17 protein-coding genes and 1 pseudogene are annotated in these 24,563 nt (G+C 71.1%); 5 read left to right on the top strand and 13 right to left on the bottom strand.

Annotation, left to right across the window (positions count from 1 at the left end; translation table 11 throughout):
• Positions 1–249: 249 nt before the first annotated feature.
• On the bottom strand, positions 250–819 hold the full coding sequence (locus RBJ65_RS17705; protein ID WP_306324190.1) for a DJ-1/PfpI family protein: 570 nt from the start codon (positions 817–819) through the stop codon (positions 250–252).
• A 465-nt stretch (positions 820–1,284) separates the two neighbouring features.
• Between RBJ65_RS17705 and RBJ65_RS17700 the strand changes: the two genes are divergently transcribed.
• Positions 1,285–6,225, top strand: a complete 4,941-nt coding sequence (locus RBJ65_RS17700; RefSeq protein ID WP_306324191.1) for an NAD-glutamate dehydrogenase — start codon at positions 1,285–1,287, stop codon at positions 6,223–6,225.
• A gap of 88 nt (positions 6,226–6,313) precedes the next feature.
• Here RBJ65_RS17700 and RBJ65_RS17695 read toward each other — a convergent pair whose 3' ends face one another.
• Positions 6,314–7,171 carry an ABC transporter ATP-binding protein gene (locus RBJ65_RS17695; protein ID WP_306324192.1) on the bottom strand — a complete coding sequence of 286 codons (858 nt, stop codon included), beginning with the start codon at positions 7,169–7,171 and terminating at the stop codon, positions 6,314–6,316.
• Positions 7,164–8,090 carry an ABC transporter permease gene (locus RBJ65_RS17690; protein ID WP_372341467.1) on the bottom strand — a complete coding sequence of 309 codons (927 nt, stop codon included), beginning with the start codon at positions 8,088–8,090 and terminating at the stop codon, positions 7,164–7,166. The genes RBJ65_RS17695 and RBJ65_RS17690 overlap by 8 nt, the downstream gene beginning before the upstream one ends.
• Positions 8,091–8,246: 156 nt before the next feature.
• Between RBJ65_RS17690 and RBJ65_RS17685 the strand changes: the two genes are divergently transcribed.
• Positions 8,247–8,870: a TetR/AcrR family transcriptional regulator gene (locus RBJ65_RS17685; protein WP_306324193.1), complete on the top strand. Its 624-nt coding sequence runs from the start codon at positions 8,247–8,249 to the stop codon at positions 8,868–8,870.
• 69 nt (positions 8,871–8,939) lie between these two features.
• On the opposite strand, the gene RBJ65_RS17680 is transcribed toward RBJ65_RS17685, so the two are convergent.
• The 3 genes from RBJ65_RS17680 to RBJ65_RS17670 are packed head-to-tail and all read right to left on the bottom strand — an operon-like array spanning position 8,940 to position 10,700.
• Positions 8,940–9,803, bottom strand: a complete 864-nt coding sequence (locus RBJ65_RS17680) for a class I SAM-dependent methyltransferase (protein ID WP_306324194.1) — start codon at positions 9,801–9,803, stop codon at positions 8,940–8,942.
• On the bottom strand, positions 9,800–10,234 hold the full coding sequence (locus RBJ65_RS17675) for a VOC family protein (protein ID WP_306324195.1): 435 nt from the start codon (positions 10,232–10,234) through the stop codon (positions 9,800–9,802). The genes RBJ65_RS17680 and RBJ65_RS17675 overlap by 4 nt, the downstream gene beginning before the upstream one ends.
• Positions 10,235–10,286: 52 nt before the next feature.
• Positions 10,287–10,700, bottom strand: coding sequence for a helix-turn-helix transcriptional regulator (locus tag RBJ65_RS17670; RefSeq protein WP_306324206.1), 414 nt, complete (start codon positions 10,698–10,700; stop codon positions 10,287–10,289).
• 137 nt (positions 10,701–10,837) lie between these two features.
• On the opposite strand from RBJ65_RS17670, the gene RBJ65_RS17665 reads away from it, so the two are divergent.
• Together RBJ65_RS17665 and RBJ65_RS17660 are read left to right on the top strand one after the other, a co-directional pair.
• Positions 10,838–13,261 carry a tetratricopeptide repeat protein gene (locus tag RBJ65_RS17665; RefSeq protein ID WP_306324196.1) on the top strand — a complete coding sequence of 808 codons (2,424 nt, stop codon included), beginning with the start codon at positions 10,838–10,840 and terminating at the stop codon, positions 13,259–13,261.
• A gap of 36 nt (positions 13,262–13,297) precedes the next feature.
• Positions 13,298–14,641 (top strand): annotated as a pseudogene (locus RBJ65_RS17660) (threonine/serine exporter ThrE family protein); the annotation flags it as partial.
• A gap of 190 nt (positions 14,642–14,831) precedes the next feature.
• Here the strand turns inward: RBJ65_RS17660 and RBJ65_RS17655 are convergent.
• Entirely contained in the window at positions 14,832–15,296 is a 465-nt protein-coding gene (locus RBJ65_RS17655) for a MarR family winged helix-turn-helix transcriptional regulator (protein WP_306324197.1), read from the bottom strand.
• A 113-nt stretch (positions 15,297–15,409) separates the two neighbouring features.
• Here RBJ65_RS17655 and RBJ65_RS17650 point away from each other — a divergent pair, with 113 nt between their 5' ends.
• Positions 15,410–15,823, top strand: coding sequence for an organic hydroperoxide resistance protein (locus RBJ65_RS17650; RefSeq protein WP_306324198.1), 414 nt, complete (start codon positions 15,410–15,412; stop codon positions 15,821–15,823).
• A 15-nt stretch (positions 15,824–15,838) separates the two neighbouring features.
• Here the strand turns inward: RBJ65_RS17650 and RBJ65_RS17645 are convergent, their stop codons facing one another.
• The 6 genes from RBJ65_RS17645 to RBJ65_RS17620 all read right to left on the bottom strand — a co-directional run bounded on the left by RBJ65_RS17645 (position 15,839) and on the right by RBJ65_RS17620 (position 23,972).
• Positions 15,839–17,161, bottom strand: a complete 1,323-nt coding sequence (locus tag RBJ65_RS17645; RefSeq protein ID WP_306324199.1) for a hypothetical protein — start codon at positions 17,159–17,161, stop codon at positions 15,839–15,841.
• Between the two features lie 89 nt (positions 17,162–17,250).
• Complete coding sequence (locus tag RBJ65_RS17640; protein WP_306324200.1) at positions 17,251–18,078, bottom strand: class I SAM-dependent methyltransferase; 828 nt, start codon at positions 18,076–18,078, stop codon at positions 17,251–17,253.
• The gene (locus RBJ65_RS17635) at positions 17,988–20,108 is read right to left on the bottom strand and encodes a bifunctional glycosyltransferase/CDP-glycerol:glycerophosphate glycerophosphotransferase (protein WP_306324201.1); all 2,121 of its coding nucleotides are present in this window, start codon (positions 20,106–20,108) and stop codon (positions 17,988–17,990) included. The genes RBJ65_RS17640 and RBJ65_RS17635 overlap by 91 nt, the downstream gene beginning before the upstream one ends.
• A 123-nt stretch (positions 20,109–20,231) precedes the next feature.
• Positions 20,232–21,113: a carbohydrate ABC transporter permease gene (locus tag RBJ65_RS17630; RefSeq protein ID WP_306324202.1), complete on the bottom strand. Its 882-nt coding sequence runs from the start codon at positions 21,111–21,113 to the stop codon at positions 20,232–20,234.
• The gene (locus tag RBJ65_RS17625; protein WP_306324203.1) at positions 21,110–22,528 is read right to left on the bottom strand and encodes a carbohydrate ABC transporter permease; all 1,419 of its coding nucleotides are present in this window, start codon (positions 22,526–22,528) and stop codon (positions 21,110–21,112) included. The genes RBJ65_RS17630 and RBJ65_RS17625 overlap by 4 nt, the downstream gene beginning before the upstream one ends.
• Before the next feature lie 7 nt (positions 22,529–22,535).
• On the bottom strand, positions 22,536–23,972 hold the full coding sequence (locus RBJ65_RS17620; protein ID WP_306324204.1) for an ABC transporter substrate-binding protein: 1,437 nt from the start codon (positions 23,970–23,972) through the stop codon (positions 22,536–22,538).
• Positions 23,973–24,563: the final 591 nt, after the last annotated feature.

Below are 24,563 nucleotides of genomic sequence, written 5' to 3'. Positions count from 1 at the left end.
CCCGCCCCTACGCCCATATGCGTATACCGCTCCCCGCCAATACCGATGTCGGGGCCCCGGCGGGCGCGGCAGGGTGTACGGGTGTCGCGTGTTCCGGGCGTAAAGCGCGGCAGGGGGCCGGACGGCAATGGTCAACTCCCCACGGCTGTCGTGGCATCGGCCCCTCGTCGCCGCCGCGTGCGGAACGGCGCGCGTTTCGGTGGCTGCCCTCGTCGGCGGGGCAGCCACCGCACCTCTCAGTCCGCCGCCTCAGCCCACCGCGGGTGCCTTCGCGCGCAGCACCGTAAGGAACTCCCGCATCCACATCGAGTGGTCCGGCCAGGCGCGGGCGGAGACCAGGGTGCCGTCGACGACGGCCTCCGCGTCCTGGAAGGTCGCGCCCGCCGACTGCATGTCCGGTTCGAGCGCCGGGTAAGCCGTGACGCGCCGGCCGCGCAGGGCGTCCACCGCCGCCGTCAGGAGCGGGCCGTGACAGATCTGTGCGACGGGGCGGTCGGTGTCGAAGAAGGACTTGATGATCTTGCGGAGTTCCGCGTCGGCGCGCAGGTACTCCGGCGCCCGGCCGCCCGGGATCACCAGTGCGGCGTACTGGCCCGGATCGACTTCGGAGAACGCCAGGTCGGCGGGCCAGGTGTAGCCGGGCTTCTCCGTGTACGTGTCGAAGCCGGGCTCGAAGTCGTGCACCACGAACTGGAGCTTCTTGCGGGTGGGGGCCGCGATGTCGACCTCGTAGCCCTCCTCGCGCAGCCGCTGGTACGGGTACAGGACCTCCAGCGACTCCGCCGCGTCGCCGGTGACGATCAGGATTTTGGGTGCCATTGGTCACACACTCCCCTCGCCGGATTCCGCCGTGTCGTCAGTTCAACGTGTCCCCACGCGGCTCCGCTGGCAAGAGCCCGTACTACGCAAGGGGTTCAGGGGTTCTGTGCAGAGTGTCAAAGTTCCACCGCTTGTTTTGTACACATACGGCTCATGACGATGCCCCCTTGGAGAGCGATAGCCTGGGTCCCGTGATCAGCGCGATATCTCGCGGGGGCATCGTCGCCCCCTGCCCGCGCCGGGAGCTCACGGCCTGCCACAGCAGCGGCCGTGCCCGGCGCTCAGCCGCTGATCATTTCGGGCGGATGGCCTTTTCGTTGAAAACGGCGCATTGTCGTCCGCTCTTCTCCCATCCCGGCATAACGTCGTCTCAGACCGGACACCCCGCGTCGAGACGCCAGGCCGAGCGATTCATCTACGCCACATCTACGTCTCGCAACGGCGCGCGACAGGAGCCAGAGGACAATGCAGACCAAGCTGGACGAAGCCAAAGCCGAGCTGCTCACCAGGGCCGCCCGGGTAGCTGAGAACAGCCCGGTAGGGGGGAACCTACCCACTGGGGCTACGGGCGAGGGCACGAAGGCCACCGACAACATCGATGGCGTGCTCGCGTTCCTCCAGCGTTACTACCTGCACACCGCACCGGAGGACCTGAGCGACCGCGACCCGGTCGACATCTTCGGCGCCGCACACTCGCACTACCGCCTCGCGGAGAACCGCCCGCAGGGCACCGCCAACGTGAAGGTGCACACCCCGACCGTCGAGGAGAACGGCTGGACGTGCAGCCACTCCGTCGTCGAGGTCGTCACCGACGACATGCCGTTCCTGGTCGACTCCGTGACGAACGAGCTGTCCCGGCAGGGCCGCGGCATCCACGTCGTCATCCACCCGCAGGTCACCGTCCGGCGCGATGTCACCGGCAAGCTGCTCGAAGTGCTGCCCGACGGCGCCTCCGCCGAGGGCCACGACGTCCTCACCGAGTCGTGGATCCACGTCGAGATGGACCGCGAGACCGACCGCGCGGACCTCAAGCAGATCACCTCCGACCTGCTGCGCATCCTGTCCGACGTACGGGAGTGCGTCGAGGACTGGGAGAAGATGCGGGACTCGGCGCTGCGCATCGCCGAGGAGCTGCCGACCGAGCCGACCGCCGGTGACCTGCCAGACCAGGAGGTCGAGGAGGCCCGCGAGCTGCTTCGCTGGCTGTCCGCCGACCACTTCACGTTCCTCGGCTACCGCGAGTACAACCTCTCCGAGGACGACTCGCTCGCCGCCGTGCCCGGCACCGGACTCGGCATCCTGCGCTCCGACCCGCACCACGAGCGCGACGAGCACCACCCGGTGTCCCCGTCCTTCAACCGGCTCCCCGCCGACGCCCGCGCCAAGGCCCGCGAGCACCGCCTGCTGGTCCTCACCAAGGCCAACAGCCGCGCCACCGTGCACCGGCCGAGCTACCTCGACTACGTCGGCGTGAAGAAGTTCGACGCCGAGGGCAATGTCGTCGGCGAGCGCCGCTTCCTCGGCCTGTTCTCCTCCGCCGCGTACACCGAGTCCGTGCGCCGCGTCCCGGTCATCCGCCGCAAGGTCCAGGAAGTCCTCAAGGGCGCCGGGTTCTCGCCCAACAGCCACGACGGCCGCGACCTGCTCCAGATCCTGGAGACGTACCCGCGCGACGAGCTGTTCCAGACGCCGGCCGACGAACTGCGCTCCATCGTGACGAGCGTCCTCTACCTCCAGGAGCGCCGCCGCCTTCGGCTCTACCTGCGCCAGGACGAGTACGGCCGCTACTACTCGGCCCTCGTCTACCTGCCGCGCGACCGCTACACCACCGGCGTACGGCTGCGGATCATCGACATCCTGAAGGAGGAGCTCGGCGGCACCAGCGTCGACTTCACCGCCTGGAACACCGAGTCGATCCTCTCCCGGCTGCACTTCGTCGTCCGCGTCGCGCCCGGCACCGAACTGCCGGAGCTCTCCGACGCCGACAAGGACCGCATCGAGGCCCGCCTCGTCGAGGCCGCCCGCTCCTGGGCCGACGGCTTCGGGGAGGCGCTGAACGCCGAGTGCGGCGAGGAGCGCGCCGCCGAACTGCTGCGCCGCTACGGGCACGCGTTCCCCGAGGGCTACAAGGCCGACCACTCGCCGCGCGCCGCCGTCGCCGACCTCGTCCACCTGGAGCAACTCGCCCAGGACCAGCAGGACTTCGCGCTCTCCCTGTACGAGCCGGTGGGCGCGGCCCCCGGCGAGCGCCGCTTCAAGATCTACCGGATCGGCGCGCCCGTCTCCCTCTCCGCCGTCCTGCCGGTGCTCCAGCGCCTGGGCGTCGAGGTCACCGACGAGCGCCCGTACGAGCTGCGCTGCAGCGACCGCAAGACCGCGTGGATCTACGACTTCGGCCTGCGCATGCCGCAGCCGGCGAACGGCAACGGCGACGACCTCGGCGCCGACGGCCGCGAGCGCTTCCAGGACGCCTTCGCCGCGACCTGGACCGGGCTCGCCGAGAACGACGGCTTCAACTCGCTCGTCCTCGGCGCCGGCCTGAGCTGGCGGCAGGCGATGGTCCTGCGCGCGTACGCCAAGTACCTGCGCCAGGCGGGGTCCACTTTCAGCCAGGACTACATGGAGGACACCCTCCGTACGAACGTGCACACCACGCGCCTGCTGGTGTCGCTGTTCGAGGCGCGGATGTCCCCGGACCGGCAGCGTGCCGGGACCGAGCTGATCGACGGCCTCCTCGAAGAGGTCGACGGCGCCCTCGACCAGGTCGCGTCGCTCGACGAGGACCGCATCCTGCGCTCCTTCCTCACCGTCATCAAGGCGACGCTGCGCACGAACTTCTTCCAGGAGGCGCAGGGCGGCAAGCCGCACGCGTACGTCTCCATGAAGCTCGACCCGCAGGCCATCCCGGACCTGCCCGAGCCCCGGCCCGCGTACGAGATCTGGGTGTACTCGCCGCGCGTCGAGGGCGTGCACCTGCGCTTCGGCAAGGTCGCGCGCGGTGGCCTGCGCTGGTCGGACCGGCGCGAGGACTTCCGTACGGAGATCCTCGGCCTGGTCAAGGCGCAGATGGTGAAGAACACCGTCATCGTGCCGGTCGGCGCCAAGGGCGGCTTCGTCGCCAAGCAGCTGCCGGACCCGAGCGTGGACCGCGACGCCTGGATGGCCGAGGGCATCGCGTCGTACAAGACCTTCATCTCGGCGCTCCTCGACATCACCGACAACCTGGTCGCCGGTGAAGTGGTCCCGCCCGCCGACGTCGTGCGGCACGACGAGGACGACACGTACCTCGTGGTCGCGGCCGACAAGGGCACGGCGTCGTTCTCGGACATCGCGAACCAGGTCGCCGAGTCGTACAACTTCTGGCTCGGTGACGCGTTCGCCTCCGGCGGCTCGGCCGGCTACGACCACAAGGGCATGGGTATCACCGCGCGCGGCGCCTGGGAGTCCGTCAAGCGGCACTTCCGGGAGCTGGGCGTCGACACCCAGTCCGAGGATTTCACGGTCGTCGGCGTCGGCGACATGTCCGGCGACGTGTTCGGCAACGGCATGCTGCTGAGCGAGCACATCCGCCTCGTCGCCGCCTTCGACCACCGGCACATCTTCATCGACCCGAAGCCGGACGCGGCCACCGGCTACGCCGAGCGCCGCCGGATGTTCGAGCTGCCGCGCTCCTCGTGGGCCGACTACAACAAGGACCTGATCTCGGCGGGCGGCGGCATCTTCCCGCGCTCCGCCAAGTCGATCCAGCTCAACGCCCACATCCGCGAGGCCCTCGGCATCGAGTCCGGCCAGGCCAAGATGACCCCGGCCGAGCTGATGAAGGCCATCCTCCAGGCGCCGGTCGACCTGCTGTGGAACGGCGGCATCGGTACGTACGTCAAGTCCTCGGTCGAGTCGAACGCGGACGTCGGCGACAAGGCCAACGACCCGATCCGCGTCGACGGCAAGGACGTGCGCGCCCGGGTCATCGGCGAGGGCGGCAACCTCGGCGCGACCCAACTGGGCCGCATCGAGTTCGCCCGCGGCGGCGGCCGCGTGAACACCGACGCCATCGACAACAGCGCCGGCGTCAACACCTCGGACGTCGAGGTCAACATCAAGATCCTCCTCAACGGCCTGGTGTCGGACGGCGACATGACCGTCAAGCAGCGCAACAAGCTGCTCGCCGCCATGACCGACGAGGTCGGCCACCTGGTGCTGCGCAACAACTACGCGCAGAACACGGCGCTGGCCAACTCCTGCGCCCAGGCGCCTTCCCTGCTCCACGCCCACCAGCGGTTCATGCGCCGCCTCGGCAAGCAGGGCCACCTCGACCGGGGCCTCGAGTTCCTGCCGAACGACCGGCAGATCCGTGAACTGCTCAACTCCGGGCGCGGCCTGAGCCAGCCGGAGCTGGCCGTCCTCTTCGCGTACACGAAGATCACGGCCTCCGACGAGCTGATCCAGACGACGCTGCCGGACGACGCGTATCTGCGCCGCCTCCTGCACGCCTACTTCCCGCAGCCGCTGCGCGAGAAGTACGCGGACGCGATCGACGGGCACGCGCTGCGCCGCGAGATCATCACGACGGTCCTCGTCAACGACACGGTGAACACGGGCGGTTCGACGTTCCTGCACCGCCTCCGTGAGGAGACGGGCGCGTCCCTTGAGGAGATCGTGCGGGCGCAGCTCGCCGCGCGCGAAATCTTCGGCCTCGGCGAGGTCTGGGACGCGGTCGAGGCACTCGACAACGTCGTGGCCGCCGACGTCCAGACCCGGATCCGGCTCCACTCGCGCCGCCTCGTCGAACGCGGCACCCGCTGGCTCCTCAACAACCGCCCCCAGCCGCTCCAGCTCGCCGAGACCATCGACTTCTTCAAGGAGGACGTCACCAAGGTCTGGGCCGAGCTGCCGAAGATGCTGCGCGGCGCCGACGCCGAGTGGTACCAGGGCATCCTCGACGAACTGGCGGAGGCCGGGGTCCCGGAGGAGCTGGCGGAACGCGTCGCCGGATTCTCGTCCGCCTTCCCGACGCTCGACATCGTCCAGATCGCCGACCGCACGGGCAAGGACGCCCTGGCCGTCGCCGAGGTCTACTACGACCTCGCCGACCGCCTCTCCATCACCCGGCTGATGGACCGGATCATCGAACTCCCGCGCTCCGACCGCTGGCAGTCGATGGCCCGCGCCTCCATCCGCGAGGACCTGTACGCGGCCCACGCCGCGCTCACCGCCGACGTACTGGCGGCGGGCAACGGCACGTCCACGCCGGAGCAGCGGTTCAAGGCGTGGGAGGAGAAGAACGCGGCGATCCTCGGCCGCGCCCGCTCGACCCTGGAGGAGATCCAGGGCTCGGACTCCTTCGACCTGGCGAACCTCTCGGTCGCCATGCGGACGATGCGGACGCTGCTGCGCACGCACTCGTAGGACCGTTAGGGCCTTAAGGGCCTACGAAGACGGGGGCGCCCCGAGCCGATCCATCCGGCTCGGGGCGCCCCCGTCTACGCACCCGCCGCTAGGCAGCAGCAGGAACCTTCGCCTTCTCCTTCTCCTTCTTCGCCTTCGCCTTGCCGGTACCGGTGGCGTTGCTGAACGCCTCGTACTCCTTGAGGACGTCCTCGGTCGGCCCGTCCATCCGCAGTTCGCCGCGCTCCAGCCAGAGCACCCGGTCGCAGGTGTCCCGGATGGACTTGTTGCTGTGACTGACGAGGAAGACGGTCCCGGCCCGCTCGCGCAGCTCCTTGATGCGCGCCTCGGACCGCTTCTGGAAGGGCCGGTCGCCGGTGGCGAGCGCCTCGTCGATGAGCAGTACGTCGTGCTCCTTGGCGACGGCGATGGAGAACCGCAGCCGGGCCGCCATGCCCGACGAATACGTGCGCATCGGCAACGTAATGAAGTCGCCCTTCTCATTGATCCCCGAGAAGTCGACGATCTCGTCGTACCGCTCCCGCACCTGCCCAGGGCTCATGCCCATCGCGAGCCCCCCGAGCCGCACATTGCGCTCACCGGTGAGGTCGTTCATCAGCGCCGCGTTCACACCGAGCAGCGAGGGCTGCCCGTCGGTGTAGATCGCCCCGTTCTCGGTGGGCAGCAGCCCGGCGACGGCCTTCAACAGGGTGGACTTCCCCGACCCGTTGGTGCCGATGAGCCCGATGGCCTCACCCCGGTACGCGGTGAACGAGACACCCCGTACGGCATGCACGGTCCGCACCCCCGCCCGCCGCTCGGCCTTCTTCTTCCCGCCGAGGATGCGACTGAGGGCAGCGGTGGCGGCGCCGCGACCGGCTCCCGTCCCGTTGACGCGATAGACGATGTCGACGCTGTCGGCGACGACGGTCGGCACCCGCTGTTCTTCGGTGGTGTTCTCAGCCACGTCCGTACGTCTCCTCGGCCTTCCAGAAGTAGATGAACCCGCCGACCCCGGCGAGCAGCGCCCAGCCGGCCGCCAACGCCCAGATGTGCGGCGGCAGTTGACCGGCGGTGAAGCTGTCGATGAGCGCGAAGCGCATCAGGTCGATGTAGACGGCGGCCGGATTGATCTGAAGCAGCGTCGTCACGACCGCCGGAACGTCCCGCCCGGCCGTCAGATGCGTCAGGCTCCACATGACACCCGACGCGTACATCCACGTACGCAGCAGGAACGGCATCAGCTGCGCGAGGTCCGGGGTCTTCGAGCCGAGCCGCGCCATGATCAGCGCCAGCCCGGTGTTGAACGTGAACTGCAGCGTGAGCGCGGGCACGGCCAGCAGCCACGACACCGCCGGCGGCACGCCCGTCGCCAGCAGGATCACCACGAGCGCGCACATCGAGAACAGCAACTGCTGGAGCTGCTGGAGGCAGTACGAGATCGGGAGCGAGGCACGCGGGAAGTGCAGCGCCCGCACGAGACCGAGGCTCCCGGAGATCGCCTTCGTCCCCGCCATCACGGACGACTGCGTGAACGTCCACACGAACACGCCCGTGACCAGGAACGGAATGTAGTCCGGCACGCCCCGGCTGGTGCCCATGAGCTTGCCGAAGATGAGGTAGTAGACCGCCGCGTTCAGCAGCGGCGTCAGCACCTGCCAGACCTGGCCCAGCTTCGCCTGGCTGTACTGGGCGGTGAGCTTGGCGGTCGAGAAGGACGAGATGAAGTGCCTGCGCTGCCACAACTGGCGTACGTAGGCGGGCAGGGAGGGCCGCGCGCCGCTGACGCTCAGCCCGTACCGGGCGGCGAGGGCCGCCGGATCGTCCGGGGTGGGGACGGGCCGCGGCGCCTCCTGCGGGGAAGGCGCGTCCAGGACCTGACTCACATCCGCTGCTTTCGGTCGGGGGTGGGGTGACGGCGGCTGTTCACCCGCCGTTCACGTCGGGACGGGTCCGTATCGTCGTGACGTGAGAGTAGGGCGAATCGACGTCGGAACGCAACCGTTTCGTCCTCGCGCAGCAGCGCCCTTATGATTCGCCATATGCCGACCAACGCCGACTCCCCCAAGCCGACGCGCCGCCGGGCCCCCGCCGGTGCGGCCGTCCTGCGCGAGGACGTGACGGACGCCATCCGCACGGCCGTCTTCGAGGAACTGGCCTCGGTCGGCTACGCGCGCATGTCCATCGAGGGCATCGCGCGCCGCGCGGGCGTCGGGAAGACGGCGGTCTACCGCCGCTGGAAGTCCAAGCTGCACCTGGTCCTCGACCTGGTATCGGCGATAGCGGTGCAGGGCCTGCCGCAGCCGGACACGGGCACTCTGGAGGGCGACCTACGACTGTTGTACGAGGTCACCTCACGCGCCCTCCGCCACCCCGTCGCCGGCCAGATCATCCCCGACCTCCAGGCGGAGGCGGCCCGCAACGAGGAGATCGCCGAGGCCCTCCAGAAGGCGCTGCGCGAGGGGCAGCACGGCGTGGCGAGCGGCGTCGTACGAGCGGCGGTGGACCGCGGCGAGCTGAGCGCGGACCTCGACGAGGAACTGGCACTCGACCTGATCTCAGGCCCCCTGTACTGGCGCACGGTGGTCGTCCGCGCGCCGAAGCTGCCGAAGGGCCACCTGAAGCGGCTGGCGGCGGCGACGGCAGCAGCACTGAAGGCACTGTGACCCCGAACCCCAGCCAGGTTGGGGTTCGGGGTCACAGGGCGCGCCGCTTGCGCGGCAGGTGCTCGCGCGTCAGGTGGTGGCCAGGAGGAAGTCCTCGCCGCTCGATGGGCGCAGGGCGTCCGGGCGGGCCGAGAAGTAGCGGGTCGCGAGTTGCGTGCCCGGTACGTGGTGGGTGGTTGCGAAGCCTGCCTCGTGGGCGAGGGTGAGGATGTCCTCGGGCGTGTAGAAGCTGCGGAACGGGGTGCCGGCTGCGCTCGCGCCCTGCTTGCTGGTCTCCATACCGGGGCGGTCCGTCGCGTCGAGGAGGTCGGCCGGGAGGATGAAGGAGAGGGCGAGGGTCGAGCCCGGGGCCAGTTTCGCGGTCTGCGCGAGGGTGGCGGCCGTGGCCTCGCGGGTGAGGTACATGGCGACGCCCGTCGACACGACGAGCGCCGGGCGGCGCGGGTCGAAACCGGTCGCCGTGAGCCCGTCCCACCAGGACTCCCGGGCCTCGAAGTCGACGGGGACGAGGTGCAGGCGGGGCGGGATCCCGTAGCCGAGCGCTTCGAGGCGGGCGCGCTTCCAGGACTGCGGGGCGGGCTGGTCCACCTCGTAGATGTCGAGGCGGGCGGCGAGCTCCGGGCGGCGCTGGGCCAGCGTGTCCAGGCCCGCGCCGAGGATGACGTACTGGTCGACTCCGCGGGCCGACTGCTGCTCCACCAGGTCCTCGATGAAGCGGGCCCGTGAGACCATCGCCGCGCGGAAACCGCGGGTCGCCGTCGGCTCCATGTCGGGGCGTTCGCGCCAGTCGGGGGCGGGGGCCAGCAGGCGCAGGCCGACCTCGTCCGTGAGCACGTGCGGAGCCGCGTCGACCTGGACGTGCATCGCGCGCCACAGGGCGCAGCGCTCGGCGGTGTTGTCGGGGGCGGGAGTGGGGGCGGGGGTGCTGGTCACGCCCACTCCTTGGAGAGGTCGAGTTCCTCGTTGCGTTCGGTCAGCGAGTACCAGTTGCCGTTGTCGTCGCGGAAGACGGCCTCGATGCCGTACGGGCGTTCCTTCGGCTCCTGGAGGAACTCGACGCCGCGCGCCCTGAACGTCTCGTAGTCGCCGCGGCAGTCGTCGGTGCGCAGCGCGCCGCCGCCGATCGCGCCCTTGGCGACGAGTTCGGTGAGGGCCTTGGCGGACTCGGGGTCGACGCCGTGGCCGTCGGGGCGCATCAGGGCGAACTCGAACTCGGGCTGGTCCTTGGCGCCCACGGTGATCCAGCGGGAGTCGCCCATGGACATGTCGGTGCGGAGTTCCATGCCGAGCTTCTCGGTGAAGAACGTCTTCGTACGTTCCTGGTCGAGCGTCCAGATGGTGGTGATGCCGACGCCTTTGATCATGGGGGCTCCCGGTGTGTTCGATGTGGCCGTTCCACCGTAGGCAGCGGTTCTGTCAGTGGGCTTCCTCAGAATTGCTGTCTCTGGTCGGGCTGTCCCTGGTTGTGCTGTTCCTCGTTGGGTGGAAGCCGCCTGCCCATAGCAGGGCGTAGCAGCCGGGGATGAGGGCGGCGCCGCGGCCGAGGCGTTCGCGGCGGTACTCGCCGGGGGTCTGGCCCGTGTGCTGCTTGAAGCGGGTGGTGAACGTGCCGAGGCCGGTGAAGCCGACCAGGTGGCAGATCTCGGTGATGGTCAGGTCGCAGGTGCGCAGCATCTCCGCCGCGCGCTCGATGCGGCGCTGCGAGAGGTACTGGCCGGGGGTCTGCCCGTACGCCGCCTTGAACGCGCGGACGAAGTGCGAGCGCGAGTAGCCGGCGTGGGCCGCCACCGCGTCGAGGTTCAGCTCCGCGTCGGCCCAGTCCCGGTCCATGGCGTCCTTGGCGGCGCGCAGTTGGCGCAGGCGGGCGAGGTGGGCGGTGGCCTGGGGCAGGGGTGCGGCGGGGCCTTCCATTTTGTCGATGGTGGCACACCCTTCCCCGCCCGGCCCGGCGGTGGCAGGGTGGCCCGGTGTCCACTACCGCACCGTCCTCGTACACCACGTACAACCACGTGGACGGTGGCGTGTTTCTGGGGCCCGTCGTCCAGGGCGGCCATGTGGTGGTGCGGACGCCGCGCGAGATGCTGCCCGCGCTGGGCGGGCTGCCCGCGCCGCGGAAGACGTTCACCGGGCGCGACGCGGACCTGGAGCGCGTGGTGGGCGGATTCGTGTCCGGGGCGGAACCTGACTCGGCGCGGGTCACCGTCATTTCGGGGCTCGGTGGCGTCGGGAAGACGGAACTCGCCCTGCAGGCAGCCCACTTGATGACAGGGCCCGAGGAGTGCTTTTCCGGCGGGGCGCTCTTCATCGACCTCTTCGGGTACGACCGGCAGCGCGCCGTACGCCCGCACGACGCGCTCTTCTCGCTGCTGCGCAGGCTCGGTGTCGCCGCCGAGCAGATGCCCGAGGACACCGACGCCAGGGCGGCCCTGTACCGCACGCTCCTCAAGGCGTACGCGGACGGCGGCCACCCCCTCCTCGTCGTCGTGGACAACGCCGCCGATCCCGACCAGGCCGCGCCGCTGCTCCCGGCGGACGGCGGCGGGGCCGCGCTGGTCACCTCGCGCGAACTGCTCGACGGCCTCGACGCCCGCCGGGTGGCCCTGGACGTCCTCACCCCGGAGGCGGGCGTGCGGCTGCTCGCGCTCGCCCTGCGGCAGAGCGCGGGCGGCGAGGACCCCCGGGTCGCCGAGGAGCCGGACGCGGCGTCGCGGATCGTCGAGCTGTGCGGGCGGCTGCCGCTTGCGCTGCAGATCGTCGCCGCCCGACTTGCTGACGACCTGGAACTCGAACTCGGGGAATTCCACGGCTACTTGGTCGATGCCGGGGACCGTCTGGACGAGCTGGAGCGTGCGCAGCGCTCGGTGCGGGCCGCGTTCACGCTCTCGTACGAGAGGCTGCCGGCGGAGCGGGCGCGGCTGTTCCGGCTGCTGTCCCTGGTGCCGGGGCCCGGCGCTTCGGAGGCGCTCGTCGGGCAGCTCCTCGGCACGGACGCCCGCACGGCGCGGCGGCAACTGGAGGCGCTGCGCCGCACCCACCTCGTGGAGAGCCGCGGCAAGCGGTCCGAACGGCGCTGGCGGATGCACGACCTGGTGCGCCTGTACGCCGCCGAAGTCGCCGAGCGGGAGCCGGAACCGGCCGCCGTGGTCCGGCTCCTCGACCACTACGCGGAGGTGCTGGGGGCCGCCGCCGGACTGCTCGGCTCGGTGGCGCCGGACGTGCTCGAACGGGGTGAGCGGGTCGGCATCGCCGACAAGAACGCGGCGGTGCGGCTGCTCGACAGCGAGTTCACGACGTTGCTTCAGGTGCCTCAACTTGCGGCTGAACACGGCCACTTCGACAGGGCCGCGGAGATCTGTCTGTCGTTCGACGGGTACTGCGTGATGCGGGGCTTCTCCGGCGACTGGCTGGACCTGATCGGGCAGGCGCTGGTCGCGGCCAAGCGGCTCACGGGCCCGGCGGGTCGGCGGCTGCGCATGCTCGGGCGGCTCCAGCTCGCGGACTACGCCGGCATGTGGGGCCGCGCGGAGTACGACGGTCTGGGACTGGCGCTCGCGGCCGTGGAGTCCGCGGCCGAGGTCGGGGACCGCTGGGCCGAAGGCCGGGCCAGGAGCACCCTGGGGCGGGCTCTGCGCGCAGAGGGACGGACGCACCACGCCGAGGCCGAGGAGCAACTGCGCCTTGCCGCCTCGATCTCCCTCGCCGAGGGCGACACCCGGAACGCGGTGTGGGCGCACCAGTTGCTCGGCTATCTGCTGTGCGACGACCACGCTCGCGTCGACGAGGGGCTCGCGTGCCTGGAAGCGGCCGTCGATGTCGCCGTCGCCCACCAGCACAGCTACGAGGCGGTGTCCTCGCTGGTGGGGATGTCCGAAGTGCTGCGCGCCCGGTCGCGGCGGACCGGACAGGACGCCTCGGCCGACCTCGTGAAGGTGACCACGCGCGCCCGGGACCTGGCCGACCGCTTCGGCGACCGCTCCAGTGAGGCGCTGGCCGTCGGCTACCTGGGGGACGCGCTGCGCGAGGCCGGACGCACGGACGAGGCGGCCGAGGCGTACCGGCACTCCGCCGAACTGGCCGACGCGTCGGGCGACCTGCGCGGCCAGGGCATCGCCTTCAGCAAGCTCGGCGGGGTCCAGGAGCGGTCCGGGCGGGTCGAGGAGGCGCTCGCCTCGCACCGCGCGGCGGCCGACCTGCTGCGGGACTCCGGCTACCGGGGAAACGAGGCGATCACCCTCGGCTATCTCGCCCGCGCGCTGATCCGGGCCGGCCGCACCCCGGAGGCGGTCGACGTCTACCGGCGGGCGCTCGACGCGCACCGGGTGGCCGGCATGCGGCGGGAGGTCGAGAACGTGGAGCGGAAGCTCGCGGAACTGGGCTACGCGACCGACTGACCCAAATGGGCGTCATGTCCGTTACGCTCGATTCGCATGGCTGTGAGGAACGACACGTCGCCCTACCGCTCCGCCGCGCCCGCCGCCCCCTGGCTCGCGCAGGCGCTGCCCCGGCTGCGCGGCATCGAGCCGACCAGAAGCTATGGGTACGGCGGGGAGTTGCTGCACGACGACGGGCGCGTCGACATGGAGGCGTACGGAGCGCGCGTCGCCGAGCTCGCGACCCGGCTCGGGGAGGCGCTGCTTTCGTACGGGGGCTCCGCCGAGGAGGCCGTCGCCGGGATGCTCGTCGTCGCCGAGACGTACGGGCTCAGTTACTGCGAGCCCGGCGTCACGCTCGCCTCCGTGTCGCTGTCCGCGCACGCGCCCGGCGAGCTGACGCCGCTGCACGCGAACCGGGTGATCCGCAAGCACGCCACCGACTTCCGTACGTTGCAGCGCATCCACGCCCTCGTCGAGCGGATCAGTGCCAGGCAGCTCGGGCTCGACGAGGCGCGGGCCGCGACCGCGCGGATCCTCGACGCACCCGTGGACCGGGGGCGGTGGGCGCGGTGGAGGGTGCCGGTGCAGACCGGGTTCGTGGCGGCGGGCGGTGGCATCGCGTTCGGTGGTGGCGCGCTCGCGTCGGTGTGCGCGTTCGTCGCGGGGGCGCTCGGGGCGCTGCTCAGTGGGTGGCTGGGGCGCAACGGCGTGCCCGCGTTCTACCGGTCGGCCGTCGCCGCGATGCCCGCCGCCGTCCTCGCCGTGCTGCTCAGCCACAGCGTGCCGGCGTCGACCGTGCAGTCCGTCGTGGTCGCGGGCGTGCTGGGGCTGCTGCCCACCGCCACCTTCGTCAGCGCCGTGCAGGACGCGCTCACCGGGCACTATCTGACCGCGCTCGGGCGGCTCTTCGACGCGATGCTGGTCTTCGCGGCCGTGGTCACGGGTGTGGTGGCCGTGCTCGGCATGGGGCGGCTCGTCGGGTTCGAGGCGCCGGTCGTGCCGACGGCCGAGCGGGCCGAGTACCTGGGCGCGCCCGCGGTGGGCGCCGCCGTGTTCTCGATGGCCGTGGCGGCGCGGGCGCGTACGCCGCGGCGGGACTGGCCGACGGTGGCGCTGCTCGGGCTCGGCGGGTTCGTGGTGGCGGCCGAGTTCGCCGTCCTCGGTCTTCCGTCGCTGGTCGGTACGGCGGTGGTGGCGGCGGGGGTGGGGTGTGCCGGGCATGTGGTGGCGCGGCGGCGGCGGGAGTCCGTGCTGCCGCTGGTCGTTCCGGGGATCGCGCCGTTGCTGCCGGGGAGTGCGTTGTACGTGGCGTTGGCGGCGCTTGCCTCCGGCCGGACCACGGATGGGGTGGGCGGGCTTGTGCACGCTGCGGCGGTGACGTTGGCGATTGCGGTGGGGGTGGGGTTGGCCGGGGAGGCGGCGCAGCTGGTCCGCAGGGTGCGGGGGGCTCGGGCCGGGAGTGCTCGTGCGCCGCGCCGGGGTCCACGCCACGGGGCTCCGCCCCGGACCCCGCTGCTCAATCGCCGCAGGGGCTTGATGTGGGGCCCGCGCCTCGATCGCCGGCGGGGCTTGGTGGTGTCCGTCGGGGTCAGAGCTCGGCGGAGTCCAGGGCCTGGGTCAGGTGGTCCAGGCGGGAGCGGAGGTCCTCGATCTCCTGAAGGTCGAGACCCGTCGCGGAGGCGATCCTGCGCGGGACCGTCGCGGCGGGCTCCCTCAGCCTGGCGCCGGAATCGGTGAGCGCGACGGTCACCGAGCGCTCGTCCGTGGCGCTGCGTTCGCGGCGTACGAGGCCGTTCGCCTCCAGGCGCTTGAGGAGTGGGGAGAGGGTGCCGGAGTCGAGGCGGAGGCGTTCGCCGAGGCGCTTGACCGGGAGCGGGCCCTCGTCGGGGGCGGCCTCCCAGAGGACCAGCATGACCAGGTACTGGGGGTAGGTGAGGCCCAGATCCTTGAGCAGCGTGCGGTAGACGCCGCCGAAGGCGCGCGACGCCGCGTTGAGCGAGAAGCAGATCTGGCGGTCGAGCCGGAGGTATTCGTCGGGGCTTGAGCTGGTCATGGACCCAGGGTAGCGACCGCGCCATTAAGTGACGCGAGATTAAGTTGTGCACAATTGAATTGTGCGATCTACTGGTCCGTGACAGATTCCCGGAACCGAGAGGCAGGTCCCCCATGGACGCCATCTACACCGCCGTCGCCACCGCCACCCACGGCCGTGACGGGCGTGCCGTCTCCTCGGACGGCGTGATCGACCTCCAGCTCGGCGTGCCCACCGCGATGGGCGGCAGCGGCGAGGGCTCCAACCCGGAGCAGCTCTTCGCCGCCGGGTACGCCGCCTGTTTCGGCAGCGCCCTCGGGCTCGTCGGCCGGGGCGCGAAGGTGGACGTCGCCGACGCCGCCGTCACCGCCGAGGTCTCCATCGGCAAGGAGGGCGAGGGCTTCGGGCTCGCCGTCGTGCTCCGCGTCGAGCTGCCCGACTCGGTCGACGCCGAGACCGGCCGCAAGCTGGTCGAGCAGGCGCACCAGGTGTGCCCGTACTCGAACGCGACCCGCGGCAACATCGACGTACGGCTCGTCGTCGAGTAGGCACGTCCGGCGCCCTCAACTCTCCCTCGGTGAACCTCCGTTGACCCGGGCGAGCGCCTCGCCCGTACGCGGGCTCCACGCCACGAGCACCGCCTCCGGTGGCAGGCGTTCGCCGCGGTTCAGGAGCAGCCAGCGCACGTCGTAGCGGTCGGCGATCGCCTGGCGTTCGGCGCGGGTGGCGGTGGGGGAGAGGTAGGCGTGGACCGCCGAGCGGCGCCGCTCCCAGGCCGCCTTGTCGACGACCGCGTCGGGGCGTGCGGGGGCCACCAGGTGCGCGCCGTGGCCCGGCAGGGAGCGGGTCGGGCGGTAGCCGTCGGTCAGGACCACGTCGCCGGGCGGGACGTGCCGCGCCGCCCAGGTGTACGTCGGCCAGGACGGCGGCGGGTCGAGGGCCGTGCCGGCGAGGCCGAGCGCCGCGCCCGCCGCCGTGAGGGCCGCGAGGGCGCGGCGCTGCCCGGTCCACGGGCGGGGCGCCGCGAGCGCGATCGCGAGCGCGCACTGGAGCGGGAGCGTGGTGAGGATCAGCGCCGCGCCGTACGTGGACGGGGTCACCAGGGCCGCATAGCCGAGGCTCAACACGCCCGCCGCGCACAGCAGGACCAGTGGGTCCCGGGCGTCGCGTCGGAAGCGGAGCCACAGGGCCGGGGCGCCGAGGAGTGCGAGCCAGGGCCAGTGCGGCGACGCCGGGCCGGTGTCCGGCCACAGCCACACCAGGCCCACCGCCACCAGCCCCGCCACGGCCCACCGCGCCTCCTCCCGCCGCAGCCGCGAGGCCCACGCCCACACCCACAGCGCGAGCCCGATCGCGAACGTCGACGGGTAGCCGAGGTCGATCGTGAGGGAGCGCGGGGCGAGTGGTTCGGTGCGCCAGTCCGTGTGTGTTCCGTAGAGCAGTGGCACCGTCAACAGGGCCAGAACCGGGGCCCATTGGCGGGGTGTCAGGGTGCGCACGAAGCGGTTCAGGCCCGTCAGGAGGACCGCGAGGTTGAAGGGGCCCGCCAGCTTCATGACCTCCCAGCCCGTCAGGCCCGTCGCCCGCGCGAAGAGGCCCTCGGCGATCGCGTACGGGGAGGAGACGTACGGGACGCCGGTGCCCGGCAGGTCGACCAGCGGGTGGCGGGGGTGCAGCGGGCTCGCCTTGAGGCGTTCGATCACCGCCGCGTGCAGCCCGTAGTCGTAGGCCATCGGCACCCACCAGTACGCGAGCGTCAGGAGCAGCCAGCACAGGCCGCCGAAGACGAAGAACGGGCTCGGGCGCCAGAAGCGGCCGCCGCGCAGGGCCGTCGCGCCGCGCGCCGCTGACCGGGCGAGTGCGGTGGTCGTCGTCGTGTACGGCATTCGTACTGTGTGCCCCGTCGCGGCGACCCGCCCCGCCTTTTCATGGGCCGGACGGGTGAGCGCGGGCCGCCGGGGTCGGGGATCGGGGGTCAGCGGCCGAGCAGGGAGCGCAGTCGGCTCTTCGGGCGTGAGGTCTGCGAGGGCACGGCGGGCCCGGACTCCTCCGACGCGTGGCGCGAGACCGGCTGGGCCGGGCGCTTCGCCTTGCGGCCGTCGATGCGGATCATCGAGTGCCCGGCGACCTCCTCCGCGCCGTGCCAGAAGTCGCGGCGCCCCGCCAGCATCTCGCCGAGCTCGCCGCGCACCGGCTCGAACGAGCCCCACGTCCCGTAGAACTTCGTCGCCGTGATGCACAGCGGCTTGAGGCCGGTCGTCGCGACGGCGCCCCACGTCGCGGCGGCGACTCCGGGGCAGTGCTCGGCGCGGAAGTCGTCGAGGACGACGATGCCGTCCTCGCCGAGCAGCTCCTTGGCCGCCGCGATGTCGCCGTGCACGTGCTCGTACAGATGCGAGGCGTCGACGTGCACGAAGCGGCAGCTCCCGGGGGCGACCAGGGACGTGATCACATGGGAAGGACCCTGCACCACCTTCGGCAACTCGTCATGGAACGCGCGGTAGTTGGCCTCGAAGGCGGTGCGCGTGAGGGTGCTGTACGACTTGTTCATCTCCTTGTCGTTCGCCGCGTCGTCGGCGGGCGAGTCGAACAGGTCGCAGACCGTGAAGCTCTCCTTCTCGTCCAGGTACTGGCCCATGAAGATGGCGCTCTTGCCCAGGTAGACGCCGAGTTCGAGGAGATCCCCGTGCTGGCCGAGCGTGCGCTGCCGGTTCAGGAACCAGTCGAAGAGCACCTGGTCGATGTTGTGGAACCAGCCTTTGACGTCGTCGAGTGCGGCGGGGCGGGGAAGCTCGTGGGGCATGTCAACTCCGTTGTGGATCGGGGTGGTTGGGGGAGGGTGTGGGGCTGTTCGCCGAGCACGACGCGGCGGACGACGCGCTCGGCCGCGCGCCCGTCGTCGTACGGGCAGAACCGCGCCCGGAACGCGGACCGCAGCTGCGCCGAGCGCGAGCCGCGCCAGTGTCCGGTCGCGAAGATGTCGATCAGCTCGTCGGCGGAGCGCGCGACGGCGCCGGGCGGGAAGGAGCGCAGGTCGAAGTACGTGCCGCGGGCGGCCTCGTACGCCTCCCAGTCGTCGGCGTGGATCACGATGGGCCGGTCGAGGCACGCGTAGTCGAACATCAGCGAGGAGTAGTCCGTGACCAGCGCGTCCGCCGCCAGACACAGCGTCCCGACGTCCGGGTGCTCCGATACGTCGATCAGGCGCGCCGCCGTCTCGGGGGCCGGCGGCTCGTCGTACGTGAAGGGGGCGCGGGTGAGGACCACGAAGCCGGGGCCGAGCAGCCGCAGCACCCGGTCGAGGTCGAGGGTGACGCGCTGCCGGGACCGGTAGTCGCGGTGGGTGGGCGCGTAGAGGATCGCGAGCGCGTCCCGGGGGACGCCGAGGCAGTCGCGGGCCCGGGCGACGTCCTCCGAACTCACCTTGTGCAGGCGGTCGTTGGCGGGGCTGCCGTACTCCAGCGTCTCGTACGCGGCGGGGAACGCGTACTCCCACACGAGGGTGGAGTGGCGGTTGGCGGACAGGACGTGGTCCCAGGTGTCGGCGGAGCGCAGGAGCGCCGCGAAGTCCGTGCCGTGGGACGCCGCCGGGTGGTCCTGGAGGTCGAGGCCCGTCTTCTTCAGCGGGGTGCCGTGCTGGGTGCGGATCAGGATCTGGCCGGGGCGCTTGACCAGGCGGTGGCCGAAGTCGGCCTCGGTGACCAGGTACTTGGAGCGGGCGAGAGCCGTCCAGTACGCGGCCGTGCCGGGGGCGAGGGTGCGGGTCTGCTCGGGGACCGTGTGCCGGTGCTCGGGCCGGGCGATCCACGAGGTGCGCACGCGCGGCGCGTAGGTGCGGAACGCCGCTTCGAGCGCGCCCGGGTCGCCGCCGTGACCGCGCCCCGGGCTGCGGGCGAAGACCGCCTCGTTCCGCCGTACGGGGAGCCGGAGTTGGACCCGGTAGTGGAGCCGGAGCAGGGCGGCGCGAAGGGCGCGGCGGGAGCCGGTGGCGTACCGGGAGAGGCGGGCCGTGGCGCGCTTGGCCGCCCGCAGCGCGCGGTGCGTGCGGTTCGTGCGGCGCCTGCGCTCCGTGCGGGCTTCGGCCGCCCGCCGCAGGATCGTCGGGCGCCACACGTCGTCCAGGTCAGGGTGCTGGTCGAGGAATTCGAAGACGCGGTCGTACGGGTCGAGGTCGGTGTGGGGGCCGGGGCGGTGGCGGCGGTGCCGGTGGTGGACGCAGACCCGGTCGAGGGTCGCGATGGTCGAGGAGGCCATCAGGACTGGGTAGGTCCACGGAATGTCCCCGGGGTGGCCGGGAGGGAACGAGAAGCCTTCCCGCTCGATGAAATCCCGGTTGTACGCCTTGTTCCAGACGTGCGCCGGGAGTTCCAACAGGGCGTCCCTGTCGGCGAGTTGGAAGGGCTGGGGGCCTTCCTCGGTGAGCAGTCGCGGCGGCTGTTCGGAGATCTCGCGGCCGTCCCAGAAAGTGCGTACATGGTCGTACACCAGAACGTCCGGCGAGCCCGTGTCCGCGAGGCGGTCCGCGATCGCGCGCAGCGCGCCAGGGGCGAGGGTGTCGTCGCCGTCGAGGAACAGGACGTACGTGCCGCGGGCGCGCTTCAGGCCCGCGTCGCGGGCGCGGCCCGGACCCGCGTTCTCGGCGAGGCGCAGCGCGCGCACCCGGGGGTCGCGCGCCGCGAACTCCTCGACGATCTCCCCGCCGCCGTCCGGCGAGCAGTCGTCGACCGCGATCAGCTCCAGGTCGGCGTACGACTGGTCGAGGACGGAGGAGAGACAGGAGTGCAGGTACGCCCGCACTTTGTACACGGGCACGATGACACTGAACCGGGGCAACGTGACACATCCATGAGTCGGCGCGGGCATCCTGCCCGGAAACGGCCGACGCGCAGGTCACGTCACGTCCCGTGCGGCATACGGGGGAATTCCCCGGGCGGGAACTCCCCCCGCTCTCCCTCGTTACTTGACGGCGCCCGCCATCACGCCGGACACGAACTGCCGCTGGAACGCGAAGAACACGGCCAGCGGGATCACCATCGAGATGAACGCGCCGGGCCCGAGTACGTCGACGTTGTTGCCGAACTGCCGCACCTGGGTCTGCAGCGCGACCGTGATCGGCTGGCTGTCGGTGTCCGTGAAGATCAGCGCGACCAGCATGTCGTTCCACACCCACAGGAACTGGAAGATGCCGAGCGAGGCGATCGCGGGAGCGCCGAGCGGCATCACCACCCTTAGGAACAGGCGGAGTTCGCCCGAGCCGTCCAGGCGGGCCGCCTCCAGGAGTTCGCGCGGGATCTCCGCGAAGAAGTTCCGCAGCAGGAACACCGCGAACGGCAGCCCGAACCCGACGTGGAACAGGATCACGCCGAGGATCGAACCGAAGATCCCGAGGTCGCCGAAGAGCCGCGCGATCGGCACGAGCGCCACCTGTACGGGGACGACCAGCAGGCCCACCACGATCAGGAACCACCAGTCGCGGCCCGGGAACTCCATCCACGCGAACGCGTACCCGGCCAGCGAGCCGATCACGATGACCAGCAGCGTCGCGGGCACCGTGATCAGCGCCGTGTTGACCAGGGACCGTGTGATGTCGGAGTTCTCAAGGAGGCTGCTGTAGCTCTCGAAGGTCAGCTGCGCGGGCTTGCTGAACACCGTCCACCAGCCGCTGTCCGCCATGTCCTCCGGGGAGCGGAGGGAGGAGAACAGCAGGCCGATCGTCGGCACCAGCCACAGCGCGCCCACCAGCAGCAGCACGAACTGGATGAAGCCGCCACTGAGTCTGTCGCCGATCCGGCCCACGAGAGAACGCGGGGCCTTCACCGTCTCGTCGATGGTGCTCATCGCCGCACCTCCCGCCGCAGCCGCCGCATGTTGAACCACATCACGGGGATCACCAGCAGCAGGAGCAGCACCGCGATCGCGCTGGCCAGGCCCTCGTTGTCCTCGCTGAACGCCGAGCGGTACAGCTGCAGGGCGAGGACGTTGGCGTCGTCCTGGGTGGCCCCCGGCGCGATGATGAAGATCAGGTCGAAGATCTTGAGTACGTTGATCATCAGCGTGACGAGGACGACCGCGAGCACCGGCGCGAGCAGCGGCACCGTGACCCGCCGGAACACCTGCCACTCGCTTGCCCCGTCGACCCGCGCCGCTTCGAGCAGCTCACGCGGGATGCCCGCGAGCCCCGCCCCGATCAGCACCATCGCGAACCCGGCCCACATCCATACGTACGCGAGCATGATCGAGGTCGTCACGATGTTGAGGTAGAGGTCGAATCCGCCGAGGTGGACCGTGAAGAACTTCTTGTCGCCGAGCCAGTCGACGCCGTTGTACGGCTCCTTGAAGTTGGCTGCGGGGAGCCGGAGTTGGGCGCCGTCGGCCGCGGCGGGGAGGGCGAAGGTGCCGTCGGGGGCGGCCGTCGTCTCCGCGACCACCTTGCCGTTCTTGACGGCCTCGACGCGCATGCCGGGGTAGCCGACCTCGGTCCCGTCGATCTTGTCGCGGGCGCCCGCGCCCTTGCCGAGGGTGAAGTCCTGCCAGACGGTGCCGGTGACCCCTCCCGCCTTGCCGGTCGCGGGCTGCTTCGCGGGCTTGGCGTCCTTGGGCATCTGGTCGGCGGCCACGCCAACCAGCGGCAGCAGCACGGGAGTTCCGGCCCGCACCGGGGCCTTCGTGAGGAACGGGCCGCCGCTCTTCCCGGTGAGCGTGTCCGGCCCGCGCGGATGCGCCTTCGGGAACGCGGAGGACTCGGCGAACGTGTCGTGCACCGACACCACCACCGCGTTCGCCGCGCCCTTCTCCGGATCCTGGTCGTACACGAGCCGGAAGATGATGCCCGCGGCCAGCATCGAGATGGCCATCGGCATGAAGACCACCAGCTTGAACGCGGTGGCCCAGCGGATCCGCTCGGTGAGCACGGCGAAGATCAGGCCGAGCGCCGTGGCGACCGCGGGCGCGAGCACCACCCACCAGATGTTGTTGTTGATCGCGGCCTTGGTGTCCTCGCGCGTGAACAGCGTCTCGTAGTTGTCGAGGCCGATGAACGAGCCGCCCGACGCGTTGAAGAAGCTGCGTACGACCGAGTACCCGATCGGGTAGACGACCAGCGCGCCGAGCAGGACAAGCGCGGGCAGCAGGAAGAGCGCGGCGATGGACTTGCGGGTGCCGGTGACGCTCTTGCGGCCCCGTGGGGGCGGCGCGGCGGACGGTGCGGCGGGCGCCCCGGAGGCCGGGGAGCCGCCGCCGGCGGCAGTGGTCATCGCCCCGTCAGTCCTTGTACGCCTTGGCCGCTTCGGCCTCCAGAGCCTTCTGCGTACCCGCGACGTCCTTCGGGTTCATCAGGAAGTCCTGCAACGCCTTCCACTCGCCCTTGCCGGGGGTGCCGCCGAACGCCTGCGGGGTCTGGTCCGACATGTCGAAGCGGAAGTCGTTGCCGACGCCCACGAGTTGCTTGGCGATCTCGCGCTGCACGGCGTTCGGGTACGAGGCGAGGTCCACGTTCTTGTTGGGGGACAGGTAGCCGCCCAACTTGGCCTGGATCGTGGCCGCTTCGGGCGAGGCCAGCCACGTCACAAGGGCCTGCGCCGCCTGCGAGTCCTTCAGGATCACGGCGGCGTCACCGCCACTGACCACCGGCCGGTCCCCGGAGCCGACGGCCGGGAACGGGAACACCTTCGCGTCCGTGCCCACCTTCGCCTTCGTCTGCTGGATGTTGACCTGCACGAAGTCGCCCTCGTAGACCATGGCGCCCTTGGGCTGCTCGCCGCCGGTGAAGGTCTGCTCGACCGACTTCGTGAACTCGGTCTGCACGGCTTCCTTGTTGCCGCCGGCGATGAAGTCCTTCTTGCCCCACAGTTCGGCGAGAGTGGTGAGCGCGTCCTTCACGGACGGGTCGGTCCACTTGATGTTGTGCTTGGCGAGCTGGTCGTACTTCTCGGGCCCTGCCTGCGAGAGGTAGACGTTCTCGAACCAGTCGGTGAGCGGCCAGCCGTCGGCTCCGCCGACGGAGAACGGCGTGACGCCCGAGTCGTAGATCGCCTGCGAGGTGCTGAGGAGTTCCTTCCAGGTGGTGGGCTCCTTGGCGGCGGCGTTCTCGAAAACCTTGGCGTTGTACCAGATCAGGGACTTGTTGGCGGCCTTGTAGTACGCGCCGTACTGCTTGCCGGCGACCTTGCCGAGGTCCTGCCAGCCCTGGGCGTAGTTCTTGCTGAGCTGCGCCTGGGCGTCCGCGCCCAGCGGCTTCGCCCACTTCTTGTCGACGGCCTGCTTGATGGCGCCGGGCTGCGGCAGCATCGCGACGTCCGGCGGGGCGCCGCCGGCCACCTTCGAACCCAGGAAGTTGATGATCGGGTCCTGAGCGGGAACGAAGGTGACCTTCGCGCCCGTCCGCTTCTCGAACTCCGAGAGCACCTTCTTGAAGTTCTTCTGCTCGTCGCCGGTCCACACCGCGGCGATCTCCAGCGACTTCCCGTCCAGCTTCGGCAACTTGACGGACGCAGCGGGCGACTTGCCGCCGCCGTTCCCGTCCCCCTTGTTTCCGCCGTCATCGCCTCCGCAGGCGGTGAGCGCGAGCGCGAGGGAGCCGATGGCGATGCCTGTGAGGGTGGTGCGGAGGGTGCGGAGGGTGCGGAGGGTGCTGTGGGTCCTGGGTGCGGGTGTACGAAGAGTGCGCCGAGTGCGCCGAGTGCTGCGAGTGCTGCCCATCACTGCCCCGTTCTCGTCCGGAACGCTGAACGTACGTACTGAGCGGTTCCCGTGCGCACTGGTCTACGCCCGGCCAGGGATGACCGGCAAGGGTGCCAGGCCTGTAAACCCGTTGATCGTGACGGGGTCGTGATGCGTCAAGGGGGCGGTGGGTGGGGGTAGTTGGGGCGCGTCCCGTCTGTTGCGCCCGACCGTGGTGGCGCCTAACGGGGCTCCGCCCCGGCCCGCCGTGCTTCGCTCCCGCGGTCCTCCGCCCATCTCCCCCTCCGGGGGCGTCCTCACCAACCGTGGCTCTCAACCCCCTGACGTCCTACGCCTCGGGGCTCCGCCCCGGCCCCCGCTCCTCAATCGCCGGAGGGGCTCCAATAACCCACCCCACCCGCTCCCCGGCGGCCGCCGCCTCACGGCTCGAGCGGCCCACCGTCCCCCACGGCTGCCCGCTTCCAGCGGTGGGCCGCTCCCGCGTTGGGCTACTCGCCGTCCCCCCACGGTTCCCCACCCGTTGCGGTCGCCGCCTCGCGCCGTGGGCGATCCGCCTCACCCACGGCTGCCCACCGCCGGCGGTGGGCCGCTCCCGTCTTGGGCTACCCG

The sequence above is a fragment of the Streptomyces sp. KL109B genome (genome assembly GCF_030766935.1).
Taxonomy (GTDB): domain Bacteria; phylum Actinomycetota; class Actinomycetes; order Streptomycetales; family Streptomycetaceae; genus Streptomyces.
This window is presented reverse-complemented; position numbering and strand designations above follow the sequence as displayed.